This window comes from Streptococcus sp. CL9.43 (assembly GCF_049737935.1).
Lineage (GTDB): Bacteria > Bacillota > Bacilli > Lactobacillales > Streptococcaceae > Streptococcus > Streptococcus infantis_I.
Genome location: NZ_JBKOTS010000007.1, coordinates 1 through 16,851, shown reverse-complemented (window position 1 = coordinate 16,851; position 16,851 = coordinate 1). Strand labels below are relative to the sequence as shown.

Annotated in this window: 18 protein-coding genes; 10 read left to right on the top strand and 8 right to left on the bottom strand. The window is 36.4% G+C overall.

Annotation, left to right across the window (positions count from 1 at the left end; translation table 11 throughout):
* The 3 genes from ACLNCS_RS08405 to ACLNCS_RS08395 all read left to right on the top strand — a co-directional run.
* Positions 1–1,072, top strand: a 1,072-nt coding sequence (locus ACLNCS_RS08405) for an LPXTG cell wall anchor domain-containing protein (RefSeq protein ID WP_424848263.1), incomplete at its 5' end; no start/stop codon positions are given.
* Positions 1,073–1,234: 162 nt separating this feature from the next.
* Positions 1,235–1,798: a sugar O-acetyltransferase gene (locus tag ACLNCS_RS08400; RefSeq protein ID WP_006153993.1), complete on the top strand. Its 564-nt coding sequence runs from the start codon at positions 1,235–1,237 to the stop codon at positions 1,796–1,798.
* A gap of 154 nt (positions 1,799–1,952) precedes the next feature.
* Positions 1,953–3,173, top strand: coding sequence for a carbohydrate-binding domain-containing protein (locus tag ACLNCS_RS08395; RefSeq protein ID WP_070678262.1), 1,221 nt, complete (start codon positions 1,953–1,955; stop codon positions 3,171–3,173).
* A 60-nt stretch (positions 3,174–3,233) separates the two neighbouring features.
* Here the strand turns inward: ACLNCS_RS08395 and ACLNCS_RS08390 are convergent, their stop codons facing one another.
* From ACLNCS_RS08390 to ACLNCS_RS08380, 3 genes are all read right to left on the bottom strand, one after another.
* On the bottom strand, positions 3,234–3,437 hold the full coding sequence (locus ACLNCS_RS08390) for a CsbD family protein (protein ID WP_006147787.1): 204 nt from the start codon (positions 3,435–3,437) through the stop codon (positions 3,234–3,236).
* A 117-nt stretch (positions 3,438–3,554) separates the two neighbouring features.
* Positions 3,555–4,187, bottom strand: coding sequence for a DUF421 domain-containing protein (locus ACLNCS_RS08385; RefSeq protein WP_424848260.1), 633 nt, complete (start codon positions 4,185–4,187; stop codon positions 3,555–3,557).
* Entirely contained in the window at positions 4,184–4,636 is a 453-nt protein-coding gene (locus ACLNCS_RS08380; protein ID WP_424848258.1) for a DUF3290 family protein, read from the bottom strand. The genes ACLNCS_RS08385 and ACLNCS_RS08380 overlap by 4 nt, the downstream gene beginning before the upstream one ends.
* 190 nt (positions 4,637–4,826) lie before the next feature.
* Here ACLNCS_RS08380 and ACLNCS_RS08375 point away from each other — a divergent pair, with 190 nt between their 5' ends.
* The 4 genes from ACLNCS_RS08375 to rpsD all read left to right on the top strand — a co-directional run bounded on the left by ACLNCS_RS08375 (position 4,827) and on the right by rpsD (position 8,500).
* Positions 4,827–5,591, top strand: a complete 765-nt coding sequence (locus ACLNCS_RS08375) for a nucleoside phosphorylase (RefSeq protein WP_424848256.1) — start codon at positions 4,827–4,829, stop codon at positions 5,589–5,591.
* A gap of 32 nt (positions 5,592–5,623) precedes the next feature.
* The gene (locus ACLNCS_RS08370; protein ID WP_424848254.1) at positions 5,624–7,000 is read left to right on the top strand and encodes a TrkH family potassium uptake protein; all 1,377 of its coding nucleotides are present in this window, start codon (positions 5,624–5,626) and stop codon (positions 6,998–7,000) included.
* Positions 7,001–7,013: 13 nt separating this feature from the next.
* On the top strand, positions 7,014–7,682 hold the full coding sequence (locus tag ACLNCS_RS08365) for a potassium channel family protein (RefSeq protein ID WP_424848252.1): 669 nt from the start codon (positions 7,014–7,016) through the stop codon (positions 7,680–7,682).
* A gap of 206 nt (positions 7,683–7,888) precedes the next feature.
* Positions 7,889–8,500, top strand: a complete 612-nt coding sequence (rpsD, locus tag ACLNCS_RS08360) for a 30S ribosomal protein S4 (protein ID WP_004253981.1) — start codon at positions 7,889–7,891, stop codon at positions 8,498–8,500.
* Positions 8,501–8,595: 95 nt separating this feature from the next.
* Here the strand turns inward: rpsD and ACLNCS_RS08355 are convergent, their stop codons facing one another.
* Both ACLNCS_RS08355 and ACLNCS_RS08350 read right to left on the bottom strand, forming a co-directional pair.
* Complete coding sequence (locus ACLNCS_RS08355; protein ID WP_424848249.1) at positions 8,596–9,759, bottom strand: tyrosine-type recombinase/integrase; 1,164 nt, start codon at positions 9,757–9,759, stop codon at positions 8,596–8,598.
* Between the two features lie 55 nt (positions 9,760–9,814).
* On the bottom strand, positions 9,815–10,354 hold the full coding sequence (locus ACLNCS_RS08350; protein WP_424848247.1) for a helix-turn-helix domain-containing protein: 540 nt from the start codon (positions 10,352–10,354) through the stop codon (positions 9,815–9,817).
* 173 nt (positions 10,355–10,527) lie between these two features.
* On the opposite strand from ACLNCS_RS08350, the gene ACLNCS_RS08345 reads away from it, so the two are divergent.
* Both ACLNCS_RS08345 and ACLNCS_RS08340 read left to right on the top strand, forming a co-directional pair.
* Complete coding sequence (locus ACLNCS_RS08345; RefSeq protein WP_424848245.1) at positions 10,528–10,818, top strand: hypothetical protein; 291 nt, start codon at positions 10,528–10,530, stop codon at positions 10,816–10,818.
* A gap of 147 nt (positions 10,819–10,965) precedes the next feature.
* The gene (locus tag ACLNCS_RS08340; protein WP_424848243.1) at positions 10,966–12,507 is read left to right on the top strand and encodes a phage/plasmid primase, P4 family; all 1,542 of its coding nucleotides are present in this window, start codon (positions 10,966–10,968) and stop codon (positions 12,505–12,507) included.
* A 709-nt stretch (positions 12,508–13,216) separates the two neighbouring features.
* On the opposite strand, the gene ACLNCS_RS08335 is transcribed toward ACLNCS_RS08340, so the two are convergent.
* Genes ACLNCS_RS08335 through ACLNCS_RS08325 form a run of 3 tightly spaced genes read right to left on the bottom strand, consistent with a single transcriptional unit; the run spans position 13,217 to position 15,859 of the window.
* Positions 13,217–14,320 carry a DUF6287 domain-containing protein gene (locus tag ACLNCS_RS08335; protein ID WP_424848241.1) on the bottom strand — a complete coding sequence of 368 codons (1,104 nt, stop codon included), beginning with the start codon at positions 14,318–14,320 and terminating at the stop codon, positions 13,217–13,219.
* A 6-nt stretch (positions 14,321–14,326) separates the two neighbouring features.
* On the bottom strand, positions 14,327–15,073 hold the full coding sequence (locus ACLNCS_RS08330; protein WP_424848239.1) for a hypothetical protein: 747 nt from the start codon (positions 15,071–15,073) through the stop codon (positions 14,327–14,329).
* 9 nt (positions 15,074–15,082) lie between these two features.
* Entirely contained in the window at positions 15,083–15,859 is a 777-nt protein-coding gene (locus ACLNCS_RS08325) for a hypothetical protein (RefSeq protein ID WP_424848237.1), read from the bottom strand.
* A 373-nt stretch (positions 15,860–16,232) separates the two neighbouring features.
* Between ACLNCS_RS08325 and ACLNCS_RS08320 the strand changes: the two genes are divergently transcribed.
* Positions 16,233–16,559 carry a helix-turn-helix domain-containing protein gene (locus ACLNCS_RS08320; RefSeq protein ID WP_042901951.1) on the top strand — a complete coding sequence of 109 codons (327 nt, stop codon included), beginning with the start codon at positions 16,233–16,235 and terminating at the stop codon, positions 16,557–16,559.
* Positions 16,560–16,851: the final 292 nt, after the last annotated feature.

The following is a 16,851-nucleotide window of genomic DNA, read 5'->3' as shown; positions in this document are numbered from 1 at the left end:
TCCAGTAACACCAACAGCAGAACCTGTTACATCTATTGGACCAAAAGGTAAAGAACAATCTGGCAAACCAACATTCAAGGAAGGCGATAGCCGTGTGCCTATGAATGATGATGTTCCAGCTACATTTGAAGATGGTTCAACAACTAAGACTGTTGAAGGAGTCGGTACATACACAGTAGCTCCAGATGGAACAGTAACCTTTAAACCAGAACCAGAATTTACTGGAACTGCTCCATCAGTGACAGTTGTGCGTGAAGATATGAACGGAACAAAAGCTTCTGCAACATACACCCCAACTGTAACCCCAGTTACTACGTTTGTAGACAAAGATGGTAAACCAATTCCAGGTAACCCAACAGAAGACGGTGAACAACCTAAGAAAGATATCCCAGGTTACCGCTTCGTAGAGACTAAGAAACTTCCAAACGGTGACACAGAACATGTCTACGAAAAAGTGAAGACTAGTCACAAGGATAAAGACGGAAATGAAATTCCAGGATATCCAACCGAGGATGGAGAACAACCTAAAAAAGATATTCCAGGATACCGCTTCGTAGAGACTAAGAAATTGCCAAACGGCGATACAGAACATGTCTACGAAAAGATCACAACAACTCATGTTGACGAAAACGGAAACCCAATTCCAGGATATCCAACCGAGGATGGAGAACAACCTAAGAAAGATATTCCAGGTTACGAGTTTGTGAAGACAGTTGTCGATAAAGATGGTAATGTCCAACACATTTACAAGAAGAAAGTGACACCAACGCCATCACCAACTCCAGCGCCAGCGCCAGCACCAGCGCCAACGCCATCACCAGCGCCAGCGCCAACGCCAGCACCAGCGCCAACTCCAGCGCCAGCGCCAACTCCAGCACCAACTCCAAAACCAGCATCAGTGCCAGTTAAACCAACTACACCAGCTCCAGTAGCTCATACAGTAGAAACTAAGGAAGATGCTCCTCAATTGCCAAATACTGGTACTGAAGATCATGCTAGCCTTGCTGCTCTTGGTTTAGTAGGTGTCTTGAGTGGATTTGGACTTATCGCGCGTAAAAAGAAAGAAGACTAATCTGACTTTTAAAGAAGGGAAATAGTTAACTTTCTACTTAAAAACTAGTACATTTAATGATGTACTAGTTTTTTTATCTTTATAAACGTAAAGTTTGATTCTAACTTGTTTTAAGGTTGGAACTATGCTACAATCATCTAAAATAGACAAGAAAGTAATCACATGAAAACAGAATACCAAAAAATGATTGCAGGGGAACCCTACCATCCCTTTGATCCAGAACTTCGTGCTCTGGCACAAACAGCACGTCAAAAACAGGCAACTTTTAATGAGGAAGTGGACCCAGTGAAAGGGATGGGAATCATCAAAGGATGGTTTGGTTCTACTGGTGAAAATCTCTATATCAATACTCGTTTGATGGTGGATTATGGAGTTAATATCCACTTGGGAGAAAATTTTTATTCCAATTGGAATTTGACCATGTTGGATGTTTGTCCTATTACCATTGGCGACAATGCTATGATTGGTCCTAACTGCCAATTTTTAACACCCCTTCATCCACTGAATCCAGATGAACGGAATTCAGGTTTAGAATTTGGGAAACCAATTACAATTGGCAAGAACTTCTGGGCAGGTGGTGGAGTTATAGTCCTTCCAGGTGTTACACTAGGTGATAACGTTGTTGCAGGAGCAGGAGCTGTCATTACTAAATCTTTTGGGGATAATGTAGTTCTGGCAGGCAACCCAGCACGAGTTATCAAAGAAATTCCAGTCAAAGAAAATTAAAAGAACAGCGAAATGCTGTTCTTTTTTGTACCATAAGCAATGATTGTTAATGAAGTTCGGATGGGGTTAAGAAAACTTTCAGAAAAAGTTTAGGCTTATTTTAGGAAAGTCACGTAGACTAAGAGCATGTAAAATGAAAGTCGAGGAAACGAGCATGAAAGCAAAAAAATGGACATTCTTATTAACGAGTATAGCAACTCTAGCACTAGTGACAGCTTGTACCCAGTCAACTTCAAATACAACAGCTAGCAATACTGCGACAACGAAAACGACATCAACTACAGATGCTAAGAAAACTAACTATTTCACAGACAAGGACTATAATACTTCCTATGATGAAAAGACAGCAGCAACTGTAACTTTGTCAGGATCAACGGCGAAGGTATCAGGTGACGGAGTTGCCGTATCAGGATCTACCGTTACAATCTCTAAGTCAGGTATCTATGTGATCTCTGGTCAATCTGATGGAGTTCAAATTAAGATCGAAGCTGGAAATTCTGATGATGTACATATCGTACTAAACGGCGCTACCATGACCAATGCCAATGCACCTATTTCTGCAACATCGGCTGGTCATGTTTACCTAACTCTAGCAGATGGTACAACCAATAGCCTGTCAGATTCTGCTTCTAATAGTGATGAAAAAGCTGACGCGGCCCTCTTCTCTAAAGTGGACTTGACCATCAACGGTAAAGGAACTCTCAATGTAGATGGTAAGAAAAACAATGGTATTAAGGCCAACGATACACTTCACATCACAGGTGGAACCTACAATATAACAGCAGTCGGAGACGCTTTTAATGTCAATGATGAACTCAATATTACTGGCACAACCATGACTATCGATGCCAAGGAAGACGGAGTTAAGGTCGACAATGATGAGGACACATCTGTAGGAACCATGTATCTCTCTGATAATACCATCACTGTTACTGCAGGGGACGATGGTATCCACGCATCAGGTGATTTGGTTATTGATAGTGGTACCTATACCGTTAAGAATTCTACAGAAGGGCTTGAAGGTAAGTCAATCACTATCAACGGTGGAGACATCACCATCTATTCAACAGATGATGGTGTCAATGCGGCCAACAAAAATGCCCAACAAAGTGAAATCTTCTTTACTATGAATGGTGGGAACTTGACGGTTGAAGTTGGTCAAGGGGATACAGATCCAATTGACTCAAACGGTAATATCACAGTCAATGGCGGAACCATCAAAATGACTGGTCAAACTGGTTTTGACTTTGATGGAACAGCGACCTACACAGGTGGAGACATCTATCTCAATGGTGAAAAACAAACTGAGATTGTCAATTCGATGCCTGGTGGAGGTGGCCCTCAAGGAAATGGAGGTCCTGGTGGACGACCATAAAAAAATCTCCTTTCTCGAAAGAGAAGGGAGATTTTCTTATGTTATTAGGACGAAAAAGAATTATTCTCCGTCTTTTTTAAAGATGTTTTTTACGCCAGATACTGCACCTTCGACAGCTTCTTTTGCATCTTCAACAACTTCTTTAGCTTTTGAAGCTACCTTTTCTGCAGCTCCTTCTGCTTGAGTTTTTGTATCGCCAGTTAGTTTACCAAAACCTTCTTTAACAGAACCTTTAGCTTGGTTGAATTTTTCTTCGATTGACATGGGGTATACCTCCGTTATTTTTTTGTATTATCTAAATTACATCAGATACTAATTTAAGTATATACCCTTTTATGCTAAAAAGCAAAAAACTGATACGAAAAGCATCAGTTTGTTTTTTTAATAGGTTACAACATTCAATTGACCTTTATCATATTCAGCGATAAAGATATTTGAGACTTCTTCGAAACCTTCATCTTTCAATTTCTCAGTTAGCCACTCCTCGGATTTGCCAATGGTTTCTAAGATTTCAACTTGGACAACACCATCTGTAATCACTGGGTACTTAGGATTTTCGTCACCCATTCTTACGACAATCAGCTGTCCATTTTGCTCAATCACAGCTCTCTTGACATCCTTCAATTGGAAAATTCCTTGAGCGCGCAATTTAAGAGCTACATCTGCAGCTGCAAGACCTTTTGAGCGACAGGCTTCAGGATCTAACTTACCGTTTTTAATGATAATAGTTGGTTTCCCGTCAATTAAGTGTTTGAAAAAGGAAATATTGGTATTCAGCCATTTAAGGAGTAAAATGAGAATAGTCCAAATAATGAGGATAACAATGTATTGGATGATGGTAATCGAACTATTGTAGATAACCCCACCGATAATACCTCCGAGAACAAAGTTCTGGATTTGATCTACTGCAGAACTTGGTGCCAGATTTCCTTTACCTGTTACGTTAATAACAAAAACAAGAGAAAGAAGCCCCAAGGCTAATTTAATTGCAATCGTAGCAAAAAAGCTTATCATTTTTCAACCTCCACGAGTTCCACATCTGATTTATAGAGTTCCATTTTTTCTAATAAATAGCTATCTTGGTCAGTCCCGCTAATGGCGCGATAAAAATTGTCGCCAACCTTAATAATAGCTCCATCAGTAGTAGCTGAAGTATTGACATAAATATCTTTTTTATCAACACCTAACTCTTTTGATACAATCTCGATGAAGTGTAAGGAACTACGAAATTGATTATCATTGGATTGGTTATTTTGAAAATTCGTAATGCTAATCAATACAAAAGCAATTAACGTCAAAATAGAAATGAGCGATAATTCACGGAACTTACTCCCTCTTTTATCTTTGAAAGCCTTAAATGCAAAGAATCCAGTCACAATCACTAAGAATGTCGACACAATAATCATGGTCCAATTCTGTTGACTAATCTGACTGAGAACATAGTCATATGAATAGAATTTCATAAGATTTCTCCCTTTTTTAAATTCAATCTATTATAAACTAATTCCTAAGCTATAGCAATTTTATTATGACGAAAAAAGCATTTAATTGTTGTTTCCTACTTAAGGTAGGTTTTTCTGATTTGACTTAGCCTCCCGTCTTGACTTTCGTTTAGCTTTTGTTATAATAGTACAAATTTAGAGGAGGTGCTTTATGATTCAAAAATATGCCATTCCTATTTTAGAATTTGATGACAATCCTCAGGCAGTCATCATGCCAAATCACGAAGGATTAGATTTACAATTGCCAAAGAAGTGTATCTATGCATTTTTGGAGGAGGAGATTGACCGCTACGCCCAGGAAATAGGAGCAGAGTGCGTTGGCGAGTTCATTTCTGCCACCAAGACTTATCCAGTCTATGTCATCAACTACAAGGGCGAGGAGATTTGTCTTGCCCAGGCTCCCGTTGGTTCTGCCCCAGCTGCCCAGTTTATGGATTGGTTGATTGGCTATGGTGTGGAGCAAATCATTTCCACTGGAACTTGTGGAGTCCTAGCCGATATAGAGGAAAATGCCTTTCTCGTCCCTGTTCGCGCTCTGCGAGATGAGGGGACCAGCTACCACTATGCAGCGCCTTCTCGTTATATGGATGTACATGTAGAGGCGATTTCTGCTATCGAGCAAGTCTTGGAACAACTAGGTATTCCTTATGAAGAGGTTATGACTTGGACGACAGATGGTTTTTACCGAGAAACAGCTGAAAAAGTGGCCTATCGTAAGGAAGAAGGCTGTGCAGTTGTGGAGATGGAGTGTTCGGCACTGGCAGCAGTTGCCCAGCTTCGAGGGGTCGTTTGGGGTGAGTTGCTGTTCACGGCTGATTCATTGGCAGATCTTGATAACTATGACCAGCGCGATTGGGGCGCAGAAGCTTTTGACAAGGCCTTAGAACTCTGTCTTGAAATTGTTAGTCATATGTGACTGCTTTAACTGTTTTATGGTACAATGTAGCTATGTTATTCAAATCATTTTCGGAAAAAATAAACACGACCTTGGGACGTTTATCACCTGCTCGTCGAATTTTTTTAAGTTTTGCTTTGGTTATTTTCGCAGGCTCTCTTCTTTTGAGTCTGCCATTTGTGCAAGCAACAAGCTCCCAAGCGACCTATTTCGACCATCTCTTTACAGCAGTATCCATGGTCTGTGTGACAGGACTCTTTACTCAACCAGTAGCTACCACATATAACATCTGGGGTCAGTTAATCTGTATGTTTTTGATCCAGATTGGTGGTTTGGGTCTTATGACCTTTATAGGGGTCTTTTATATTCAAAGTAAGCAAAAGCTAAGTCTTCGTAGCCGTGAAACAATTCTGGAGAGCTTTAGTTATGGAGAAACTCAGTCTTTAATGGTTTTCATACGTTCGATTTTCTTGACGACTTTTATCGTTGAAGGGCTCGGAGCCTTCCTGTTAAGTTTTCGTTTTGTTCCGGAATTTGGTTGGGGCCGAGGAATTTTTACCTCTATCTTCGTAGCTATTTCAGCTTTCTGTAATGCTGGTTTTGATAATTTTGGAAGTACAAGTTTAGTAGCTTTTCAAACTGATCCTTTGATTAATCTAGTGCTTGCTGCTTTGATCATCACAGGTGGTCTAGGGTTCATGGTTTGGTTTGACCTGGCCACGCAGTTGAGCAAGAAAAAACGGCGGCTTCGCTTCCATACCAAGTTGGTTCTCTTCTTGACAGCTGGAATTTTATTTACTGGAACAGTTTCAACCCTCTTGATAGAGTGGAACAATCCGGGAACGATTGGCAATCTCAGCATCCCTGATAAATTGCTAGTCAGTTTTTTCCAAACAGTTAGCATGAGAACGGCAGGTTTTGCTTCTATTGATTACACCCAGGCTCGGCCTGTTACTTTGCTGATTTATATCTTACAAATGTTTCTCGGTGGGGCGCCTGGTGGAACAGCCGGGGGGCTTAAAATCACAACCTTCTTTGTATTATTGGTCTTTGCACGCAGTGAACTTTTAGGATTACCCCATGCCAATGTAGCTCGGAGAACAATTTTACCTCGGACAGTCCAAAAATCATTCAGTGTCTTTATTATCTTCTTGATAACTTTTTTATCAGGTTTAATCTTAGTAGGAATAACAGCTGAGGGGAATCCGCGCTTTATCTACATCATGTTCGAAACGATTTCTGCCCTTGCCACGGTCGGAGTGACGGCAAATCTGACACCAGAGTTAGGTAGATTAGCTCTTAGCATTATCATGCTACTGATGTTTATTGGACGAATTGGACCACTGACGCTATTAGTTAGTTTGGCTGAGTATCAACCAGATAAGAAAGATATGATCCACTATATGAAAGCAGATATTACGATAGGATAAGAAAGGATAAACTATGTCAGATCGGACAATTGGAATTTTAGGTTTGGGTATTTTTGGGAGTAGTGTACTTACCGCTCTCGCTCAGCATGATATAAATATTATCGCCATTGACGACCATGAGGAACGAATCAATCAGTTCGAACCAGTCTTGGTACGTGGAGTTGTTGGAGATATTACCGATGAAGAGCTCTTGCTCTCAGCAGGAATTGATACCTGCGATACAGTTGTGGTGGCAACTGGGGAAAATTTAGAATCTAGTGTGCTTGCAGTCATGCATTGCAAGAGTCTAGGAGTACCAACTGTTATTGCTAAGGTTAAAAGCCATACAGCAAAAAAAGTCCTTGAAAAAATTGGCGCAGATTCAGTCATTTCACCAGAATATGAGATGGGTCGTTCGTTGGCGCAGACTATTTTATTTAATAACAGCGTTGATGTTTTTCAGTTGGACAAAAATGTCTCTATTGTTGAGATGAAAATTCCACAATCGTGGTCAGGCAAGAGTCTAAGTGAACTTGATCTTCGAGGACAATACAATCTCAATATTCTTGGTTTTCGTGACTATGAAAATGCTCCCTTGGATGTTCAGTTTGGGCCGAATGATCTATTGAAAGCTGACTCCTATATCATGGCGGTGATTAATAACCAATATTTGGATACCTTATCTAAATTTAACGAAAAATAAATTAGATAGAAAATTCTCTTTACAAATGTAGTATTTCATGGTACAATAGCCTTTGTGTGAAATAGCAGCAGGAAAGCATGAAGCTCGTCAACAGGTGTCTTATAACAAGTAACCTTGGCTGTTTAGGCGAAGGGCATCTGCACGAATCAGGGCTTTCTGAGTGACTATTTCCGCCGAAATTATATTTATATTAGGAGGACATACACATGTCACGTTATACAGGACCATCTTGGAAACAAGCTCGTCGCCTTGGCCTTTCACTTACAGGTACAGGTAAAGAATTGGCACGTCGTAACTACGTACCAGGACAACACGGACCAAACAACCGTTCTAAATTGTCAGAATACGGTTTGCAATTAGCTGAAAAACAAAAACTTCGTTTCACTTACGGAGTAGGTGAAAAACAATTCCGTAACTTGTTCGTACAAGCTACAAAAATCAAGGGCGGAATCCTAGGTTTCAACTTCATGCTTCTTTTGGAACGTCGTTTGGATAACGTAGTTTACCGTCTTGGTCTTGCGACTACTCGTCGTCAAGCTCGTCAATTCGTAAACCACGGACACATCCTTGTTGACGGAAAACGTGTTGATATCCCATCATACCGCGTAACTCCAGGTCAAGTAATCTCAGTTCGCGAAAAATCATTGAAAGTTCCAGCAATCCTTGAAGCGGTTGAAGCTACTCTTGGACGCCCAGCATTCGTATCATTCGATGCTGAAAAATTGGAAGGTTCATTGACTCGTTTGCCAGAACGTGATGAAATCAACCCAGAAATCAACGAAGCACTTATCGTTGAATTCTACAACAAAATGCTTTAATTTTAAGATATATCTTACGAAAAGCCTACAACAGTAGGCTTTTTGCTTTGTCTTAAAACGTTGATTTCTGGGTTTGTCATCATTTTTGTCATCACTCATAACGAACTAACAGCTTTCTCATAAAATGAGACGGCTGTTTTTGCTTTTTCTTTAGAGAGATGACTGTAAGTGTCCATAGTCATAGCCAATGTAGAATGACCTAGACGGTGTTGTAATTCTTTATATGGTATTCCAGAGTTTAACAAGAGACTAGCGTGTGTGTGTCTAAATCCGTGAAATCCAATATTAGGTACACCAGCATGTTTGAAACGTGTGTTTAAACGAGTTGATAGTGTTTTATTGTTTGGGTATTTATGAATAAAATCTGAGAAGACAATAGTTTCAGTTCGACCAAGTTTCCAAGCTTCTTGTCTTTGTCTTTTTTGATACACTTTTAAGACTTCTATAGTTTGTGCATCAATATCAATTGTACGATAACTTGCCTCAGACTTTGGACTGTTAATCTCACCTAAATGATTTAGTGTTTTTGTGATATTCACAGTCGCATTATGTAGGTCAATATCTGACCAATGTAGAGCTAAGGCTTCGTTAATACGGCAACCAGTAGCAAGAAGAAACTTATACAAAGTAATTTCATAGATATTTCTGTATATTGCTAAGTCAGCCTCTTCTAAATAACTGAGGAATTGCTTTAATTCTAAGTTATTAAAGTGCTTAACTTTTGTCCTCCCTTTTTTTATTTTACGAGGAAGAATAACTTCACGGGCTGGATTTATATCAATAATTTGCATTGTCACAGCATATTGTAGGATACGTTTATTTAGCGCGTGAATTTTATCATAGTGTAGAAATGCTCCGTCTTCTCTTTTGTTAGCACGTAGAGCTAGTTGATTAACAATACGCTGAATAGTAGGGGTAGTTAATTTATCTAGCTTATAAGACCCAAATAAAGGAATCACATGGTTAGATAGTAGTCTCTTTACAGAATCTTGTGTGTTTGGTTTTACTGTGTGTTGATAGCTTTCCCACCATAATTGAGCTACTTCTTCATAGCTTGTTAGTGAAATGTTCTCTTTCTTACTAAAACCATTATTTTGGAAATCAGCTTTAGCTAATTGAGCTTTTTTCTTCAATTCAGTTTTAGTTCTAGCGGTTAGATTAGCTTGTATTCTTTTTCCAGTTTGTGAATCTATACCAAGATATACTCTAGAACGATATACAGTGCTACCATTTTGTTTCTTTATTTCTGCTATTTTCATTTTTTAACCTTTCTAACATCAGCAGGCAAGCTGTAAGAGGTTATGAAAATAGATATTATGATTTGTGTCTAGAACGAATACCTTCGATTAGTATTTGTAGAGCGGTTAAGTCTTCAGTTGTGAGTGCTTGACCATCAATAGTTATTTTTACATTCTTCCTAAAGATATAATCAAGGTTAATTTTGATATTTTCCCCACTGATAATATCTTGGCTAATATCTTTGTATGTTTTTAACTTTGAGAATATGGATTCACCATTTCTTAATTCAATTAAATCTTTTAAAAGTTGCTTCTCTTTATCATTATGAACTGAATCCACGTTGATATTTTTGATTATATCATCAATATAAGAGCTAGCTAATTCTTGATATCTAATGTAGTATTCATCAAACTCTAATCCGTCTTGTTCGCATTTTTCTTTTATAGAGAAAGAAGCAATACTTTCAGTAATTTCAAAGAGTTTAGTTAAACTGGGAATCTTTTTCTCATTTTCAATTTGTGAGATATAAGATTGAGAAACTTTCAGGTCTTCAGCAAGGCTTTTAGTAGTTACATCGCCTTCTATGCGGTATTTTTTAAGATATGCTCCTATCATGTTTAACCTCCGTTTAATAACTTTAGTAATATTTTAACAGAAAACTCTTGACAAGTAAATAGAAAACTGATAAAATTCAAAAATAACCTAAGTTAATAAACCTAGGTAAAAGGCAAGCTGTAAAAGTTTAATTAAATTGTTATGTACAAATAGACAAGAAAGGAGGTATATATGTGATACCACAAGGAATATTATCACAAGAAGCAGAACTAGCATTGTTGGGAAGGGTTGAATTTTTAATAGATGATTATCTATCAAACGCAGTGCTTCCATCTCATAGTGACTCGTTCGGCTTGATTCAACAGAAAGAGTTAATCAAAGAACTAGGTATTAGTTTAGTAACTCTGCATGAATGGGAGCGTTTGGGGTTAATCCGATACTGTCCACCAATAGAAGGAACTCGTAAAGTCTTCTATAAGAAATCAGATGTTATGAAGTTCCTCTCAACTACTAAAAAGGAGTAACTATATTGTATGAAGAAATAATAAATATAGCTGAAACTTCCTATGATTACTTAAAATACATAGAATTTTTTTACCATGTTGAATCACAGATTCGATTACCAAAATACACGATACAGTGTAATCTTTATAGAAGAAAGGATTTTTCTAATGGCATTAATTACTATAAAACCAAAGCACTCTGCTCTAGAAGCAGATATTAAATTTGAATCTTACCCTAAAAATGCTATTCAAGATTTTGATAATGTCAGTCTTTTGGATAAATACAAAGAAGAATGGAGAATGTTTAAGAATGGGGTAATTGATTCTGACCCTTATATAGATGATTCAGATAAATTTAGGTTGAAAAAGAAAAGAGCTCCTTTTTACATTATGGCGGACTTTTTAATAGCTCGTCTATTTCTAGTTAACATATCTGAAACAGGAGATACTGGTGGAGAGAGCCTTTTTGTTTATAATCCACAGGAAGGAATTTACCAACCTGCTTGGGATATAGTTCCTAAATTAGTAAGAAGATTAGAACCTTCTTTTAGGAGTACTGATATAAACGAGATTATTTGTGCACTAAGTTGTAACTGTAAAAATGTAAGTATATATCAAGGTTTACGTTACATAGCTTTAGGGAATTGTATTTATGATACTTATTATCGGTATAGAATGAAATACAGTCCTTCAATTGTGTTCACACATAAGATACAAACAAACTATAATCTAGAAGCAGTGTCTCCATTATTAGGTGATTGGTCTTTTGATTCTTGGTTAAATGAACTATTTAATAATGATGATGAACTCATTCACTTAGCATGGCAAACAATTTTTGCGGTAGTAAGTGGTTATGCTGATGAGAGAATTATTTGGCTAATTGGAAAAGGAGGAACAGGCAAGGGAAGCTTTCAAGAGTTATTAATTAACTTAGTAGGTGGGAATAATGTGGCATCTATGAAACTGATTGAGCTGGATGGTAGAAACCGTTTTGCAACTTCACGGTTAATAGGTAAACATTTAGTTATTGGAGATGACAATCCTATTGAAAAAGTTGTAACAGACCCTTCTACTATGTTTTCTTTAGTAACTCATGATATCGTCACAATTGAAAAGAAGTGTAAACAACCTTATTCTACTCGACTTACTCCTGTGATTGTTCAATCGGCTAATCAATTGATTAAGATTCTGGGAGATAAAGAAGCGATAGCAAGAAGGACTCTTGTACTTCCCTTTGTTTCTGAATTCAACAAAGATGGTTACAATAGAGAAATAAAGCAGGATTTTTTGAAACGTCAGAATGTATTAGAATATGTGTTGATGAGAGCACTAGAGTATGATATTGGTGATGGTTTCAAGGACCTTCGTCATCATCCTGCAGTTAGGGAAGTTCAAGGTATGTCAATGACAAGTATTGAATTGTTTTCGCATTATTTATTTAGCCGAGTTAAATCTACTTTCTTGCCAAATTCATTTATGCTGTGGGCATATACACAATTCTGCGAGAAGAATAGTTTAGAACGAGGAACTAAGGAAGCCTTTCACAAAGGGTTAAAAGATGTACTGCCATCAAACTGGGTATTTAAGCCAACACAATCTACTTGTAAAGGTTTTTATGAGGGTGATTCTGATTATTTTATTCATTCTGAGCCTCTTAATTTGGACACTACAAAGAGATATAAGGGATATGTATTGAGGTCATGCTCTTGATACACTTGAAACAGTAAATTTCATTTCTATTTTCAATTTTATTTGTTTTATTTATCCTAAGAAGTTAGAAATTAGTGTATCAAGTGTATCATTCTGGAGATATACAAAGTGTGAACGACTAGCTCGCCATCAGCGAAGGCAAAGGAGTGAAACGCTTTGTTAAGTACCAAATACACCTAATTTATTCCATGGTCTAATTGACAGCAAGAAACAAGGCACTCTCGTACAAATGAACTGTCCATCCGAAAAACTAAAGCCTTTCGTCTGAGACGTTCTTAGCGTACTTTGTGCCTACTTACTGTCAATTTGCTTTCACGGCATAAAGGTGTATGCTTATGAGATAAGTTAGAGAATAAAAATAGCTATTTAAAGAGGTTTTACATTATAGAATTTTATATTTTTGTAGTGTTGACTTGATTCAGCTATCAGTTTTTACTGTACAATTGTATCAATTTATCTCTTTGTGTTTGTGGTTAGTAATGCGCGTGATAATGGGATTTATAAGAGCTGATTAAAAAATAGAATAGTAAAGGATGTATGTGAATTTTGCTATTCACCGATTAACTCTCTATCTCAAAAATGTGTTAGTAGTGTGGAATTGTCTGAAAGAGATTCATGTGATATAAAGGATATACAAAATCCCTGCAATGAGTAATTGTAGGGATTTTCAGATGTTAAGGTATATTTTATAAGTAGAGTCAATTGTAATTTAGTCTGTTTTATAAAAAACTTGTTCTGAGCTAGTTGGAGCATTTTGTCCAGCTATAATTCTAATTTTTGTTTTATCAGATTTATCTTCAGCCGATATCAAACGATTATTTTCAAAACGTTTAAAGGGGATACTTATACCAGGAGGATAAATTTCTATTCCATATCCTGTAGGTCCTGTTCTGACATCAAGTCCTATAACTCCTTCGTTTGAAATCCCTGCTTTACTTATCTGTCCTCCTTTTACTAAACCGTTCTTATTAAATACTAATTCGTACCCTGTTTCATTCCGCCAAGTACCAGCTATGCTAGAGTAGTCTCCATGTAGAATAGCCTGTGAGTCAATTTCTTGTGTTGTACTTTCTGTGTGCTTTTCTTCTGTGGGAGTCGTGATAAGTGTAGCATCAGTAGCAACCCAGAATTGAAATTTTTCAGAGTCTTCCATGATTTTGACTGTGAAAGTAACGGTTGCTCCTTCTTGCCATCCCTCAATCATAGATTTCTTAATTTGTACTTGTACACCAGTAATAGGTGCATTGCTAGCTTCTACCCAAATAGTATGATATGTATTTAGAGCTTTAAAATGTCCTGAATATTCTTCCCAATATTCTTGACGTATCAGTTTGGTTGTGAAGTGGTAGAGTTGTCCTGTTTTAAGTGTGCCGTCATTTTCCATATCCCTAAGTTCTTCTGCTGTCGTATCTATTATACTATCTTTAGTTGAGCTAGAGTTTGTAGTAGATGTGCTGGAAGAAGAGCTGGATGATACAGAAGAGTCAGAAGTAGTATAGGAGCTTTGTTGTGAAGATTGACTATCTACTGTTTCTATATTCCTATCTGGATGTCTAAATAATAAAAAAGTAGTTCCTATAATGAAAAGAATTATAATTGTAATTGAGGTTATAAGAATCCAAAGCTTTTTGCTCTGTGGTAGAGGACAAACTACTACGTGATTCTGATTTTGGTAAACTTCAACAGTATCATTTACTTTTGGAACAAAGGATAGTTCATGAATAGGAATAGTTATTGTCTCATTAGTATTAAGTAGTATAATTACATGTTTATCTGAGACGTGAATGATTTTGTTCTGTGTTTTGTTTCTCATGTAGTATTAATTTTCGTACATATAGGCAATCATGTATGGTAAAGTCTTTGTAGCTTTAAAGACAGTTTCGTAACTCTGTCTTCCTTGTGCTACACCATAGAGTGTTATATGGTCGTCTTCTGCAATAACTCTATTGTTGTAACTAGAAGGAATAGAAACTAAAATAACTTTATCATACTCATCATTAATAGCTACCCTCAGCGTATAAGATTTTCCACTCTCCATAGCTTGTAGTACTTTACCATAAACCTTAACTTTAGTATTTACTGGTACTTCATCATGATTCCACTTATCATAATCTACTTCACTATAATTTGATTTATCACTATCTACAGTAGTTTTAGGTTTTGTTGAAGGAGATGTAGTGGTAGAAGAACTAGAAGTAGTCGGTGAACTAGAGGTAGTAGAAGATTTAGAACTTTCTACTTTAGAAGTAGTTGTAGTTGACTTTGTTGAACTTGAAGTTGTTTGATTGCTTGAAATTTGTTCTTTAGTATTAATAAAACTTATAACAAAAATTACAAACAGTAGTAGTAGAGTGACTATAATTCCTATTTTTTTAGATTGGCCTTTTTTCCCCATTTTTCTTTTGTTGGCATCAACTTTTATGACAATGCCTTCATAAACTTCTACATAATCACCAATTACAGGTTCAAAGTCACAATTCTCGATATTGATTTCCTTTAAACTTCCATCTTCGTATCCTACATAAATAGTGTCTTCGGTTATTCTAATAATTTTTCCTATGTTCATTGTGCTCTCCTATTTTAATATTCCAGAAAATTTAACTTCATCAGGTGCCATTACGTATCGATTTACAGCGACTTCTTCATCGCTGAGAGTGTAATAGAATCTAGGACTGTTTACTCCGTGGGATTTGGCAATCTTATATAAAGATTTATTTAGTGCACTAATAATTGCTCTAAGTTCTTTGTTTGAATACGAAGCATTATTTTCTGTGAGAATAATTTTGATGCCAGGTGTCACAGATGTTTTTTCCATTTCAAGCATGTTTGCTCCTGATTGTGTATTTACTTTATCGAGAGCCTCTTGAATTGCGTTATAGAAAGCATCTAAATCTACTTTTTTGTTTTCTTCAGTAGACTTTTTCTCAGATTCTTTAGAATTTTTATCTGCTTCTTCTGACGATTTTGCCTGATTTTCTCGCTCTTTTTCTTCTTTAATATCTTTGATTTGTTGATTAAGTTTTAATTCCACTTTGTTTACACGGGAAGACAAACTACTAATTTTGTACTCGTGGTCGTTTGGGTATCTATCTTCTAGGTATTTAACTTCCTTTTTAACAGATGACAATTCACTATCATCAGAAACAAGCTTCAAAGCCTCCTCTAGCGTTATATTTGGTTTAATATTTGTTGTGTCATTTTCAAGTGCTTCAACTAGCTTAGTAACACGTTCCGTATCTTGAGCATATTCTTGATTACCGGAGCTTATTGCAAAATAAGCAAATAATCCAAATAAGAGAGCAAATATCACTAGAAAGCCTACAATATAGCTAGAAATTTTTTCTTGGTTCATGTTTAATCTTTTTCCTTTGTTTTTATTAAGACCTAGGTATGTCTCGTGTACGTAATTTAGTTCTCTATTAGATTCTTCTGTTAGACAATTAGTTATAGTTACATTATCTTTTCTATTTATAATCCCATCTTATATGATAAATAGAATTATAAGTCTTTGTTCAGTTCTTTAAGCTTCTTATTTATTCTTATAAATCTCCTCTGTTTTTAACTTTAATTAAATAAATTAAAACATTATTTCCCTATAGTTACAATTATATCACACAAAGTTAAACTATAGAATAAGTTTTTCTACAAAATTTAACTATAGAGAGTGTAAACCAGATTGTTTAATCTATAAGATAGATAGTAGATTTAACACAGAGGTCAATAGGATGAATGATATACTAGAAACTATAAGTAATCAAATCCGAGATTTACGAGTTTCAAAGAAGATTACACAACAAGAATTAGCAGAAAGAACAAATTTAAGCGTTCCTTATATCAGTCAAATAGAGAATGGGCATAGGAATATATCTTTAGAAACCTTTATCAAGATTGTAGATGCTTTAGATATTCCATTAAGCGATTTTTTCTTACCTTATTCGGTAGTACAAGATACAGAGATGACAGAGCTTCTATTAAAAGTTCAAAAGTACCCACAGCATAGGGAAATTGTTCAAAAGGTGATAGAAATATTGGAATTAAGTCAGGAAAACTAAAAAGCACCTAAACGGTGCTTTCTGCTTGCCTGCTGAACTCATCAATCTTGAAATTTGTACTCTAATTTGTCTACCATTGAGTAAAGTTTAATTTACACTATTTAATGAAGGAATTATAAAAACTTGATGGATTCAACTTTTATAAAGCATGATGAAGTATAACTTATATAAAATCTATTCTACAACAAGATGCTTTAATTTTAAGAAATATCTTACAGAAAGCCTACAACAGTGGGCTTTTTGCTTTGTAAAAAACAAAAAACAAGAAAAATTTATCTCAAGTTCTTGACAA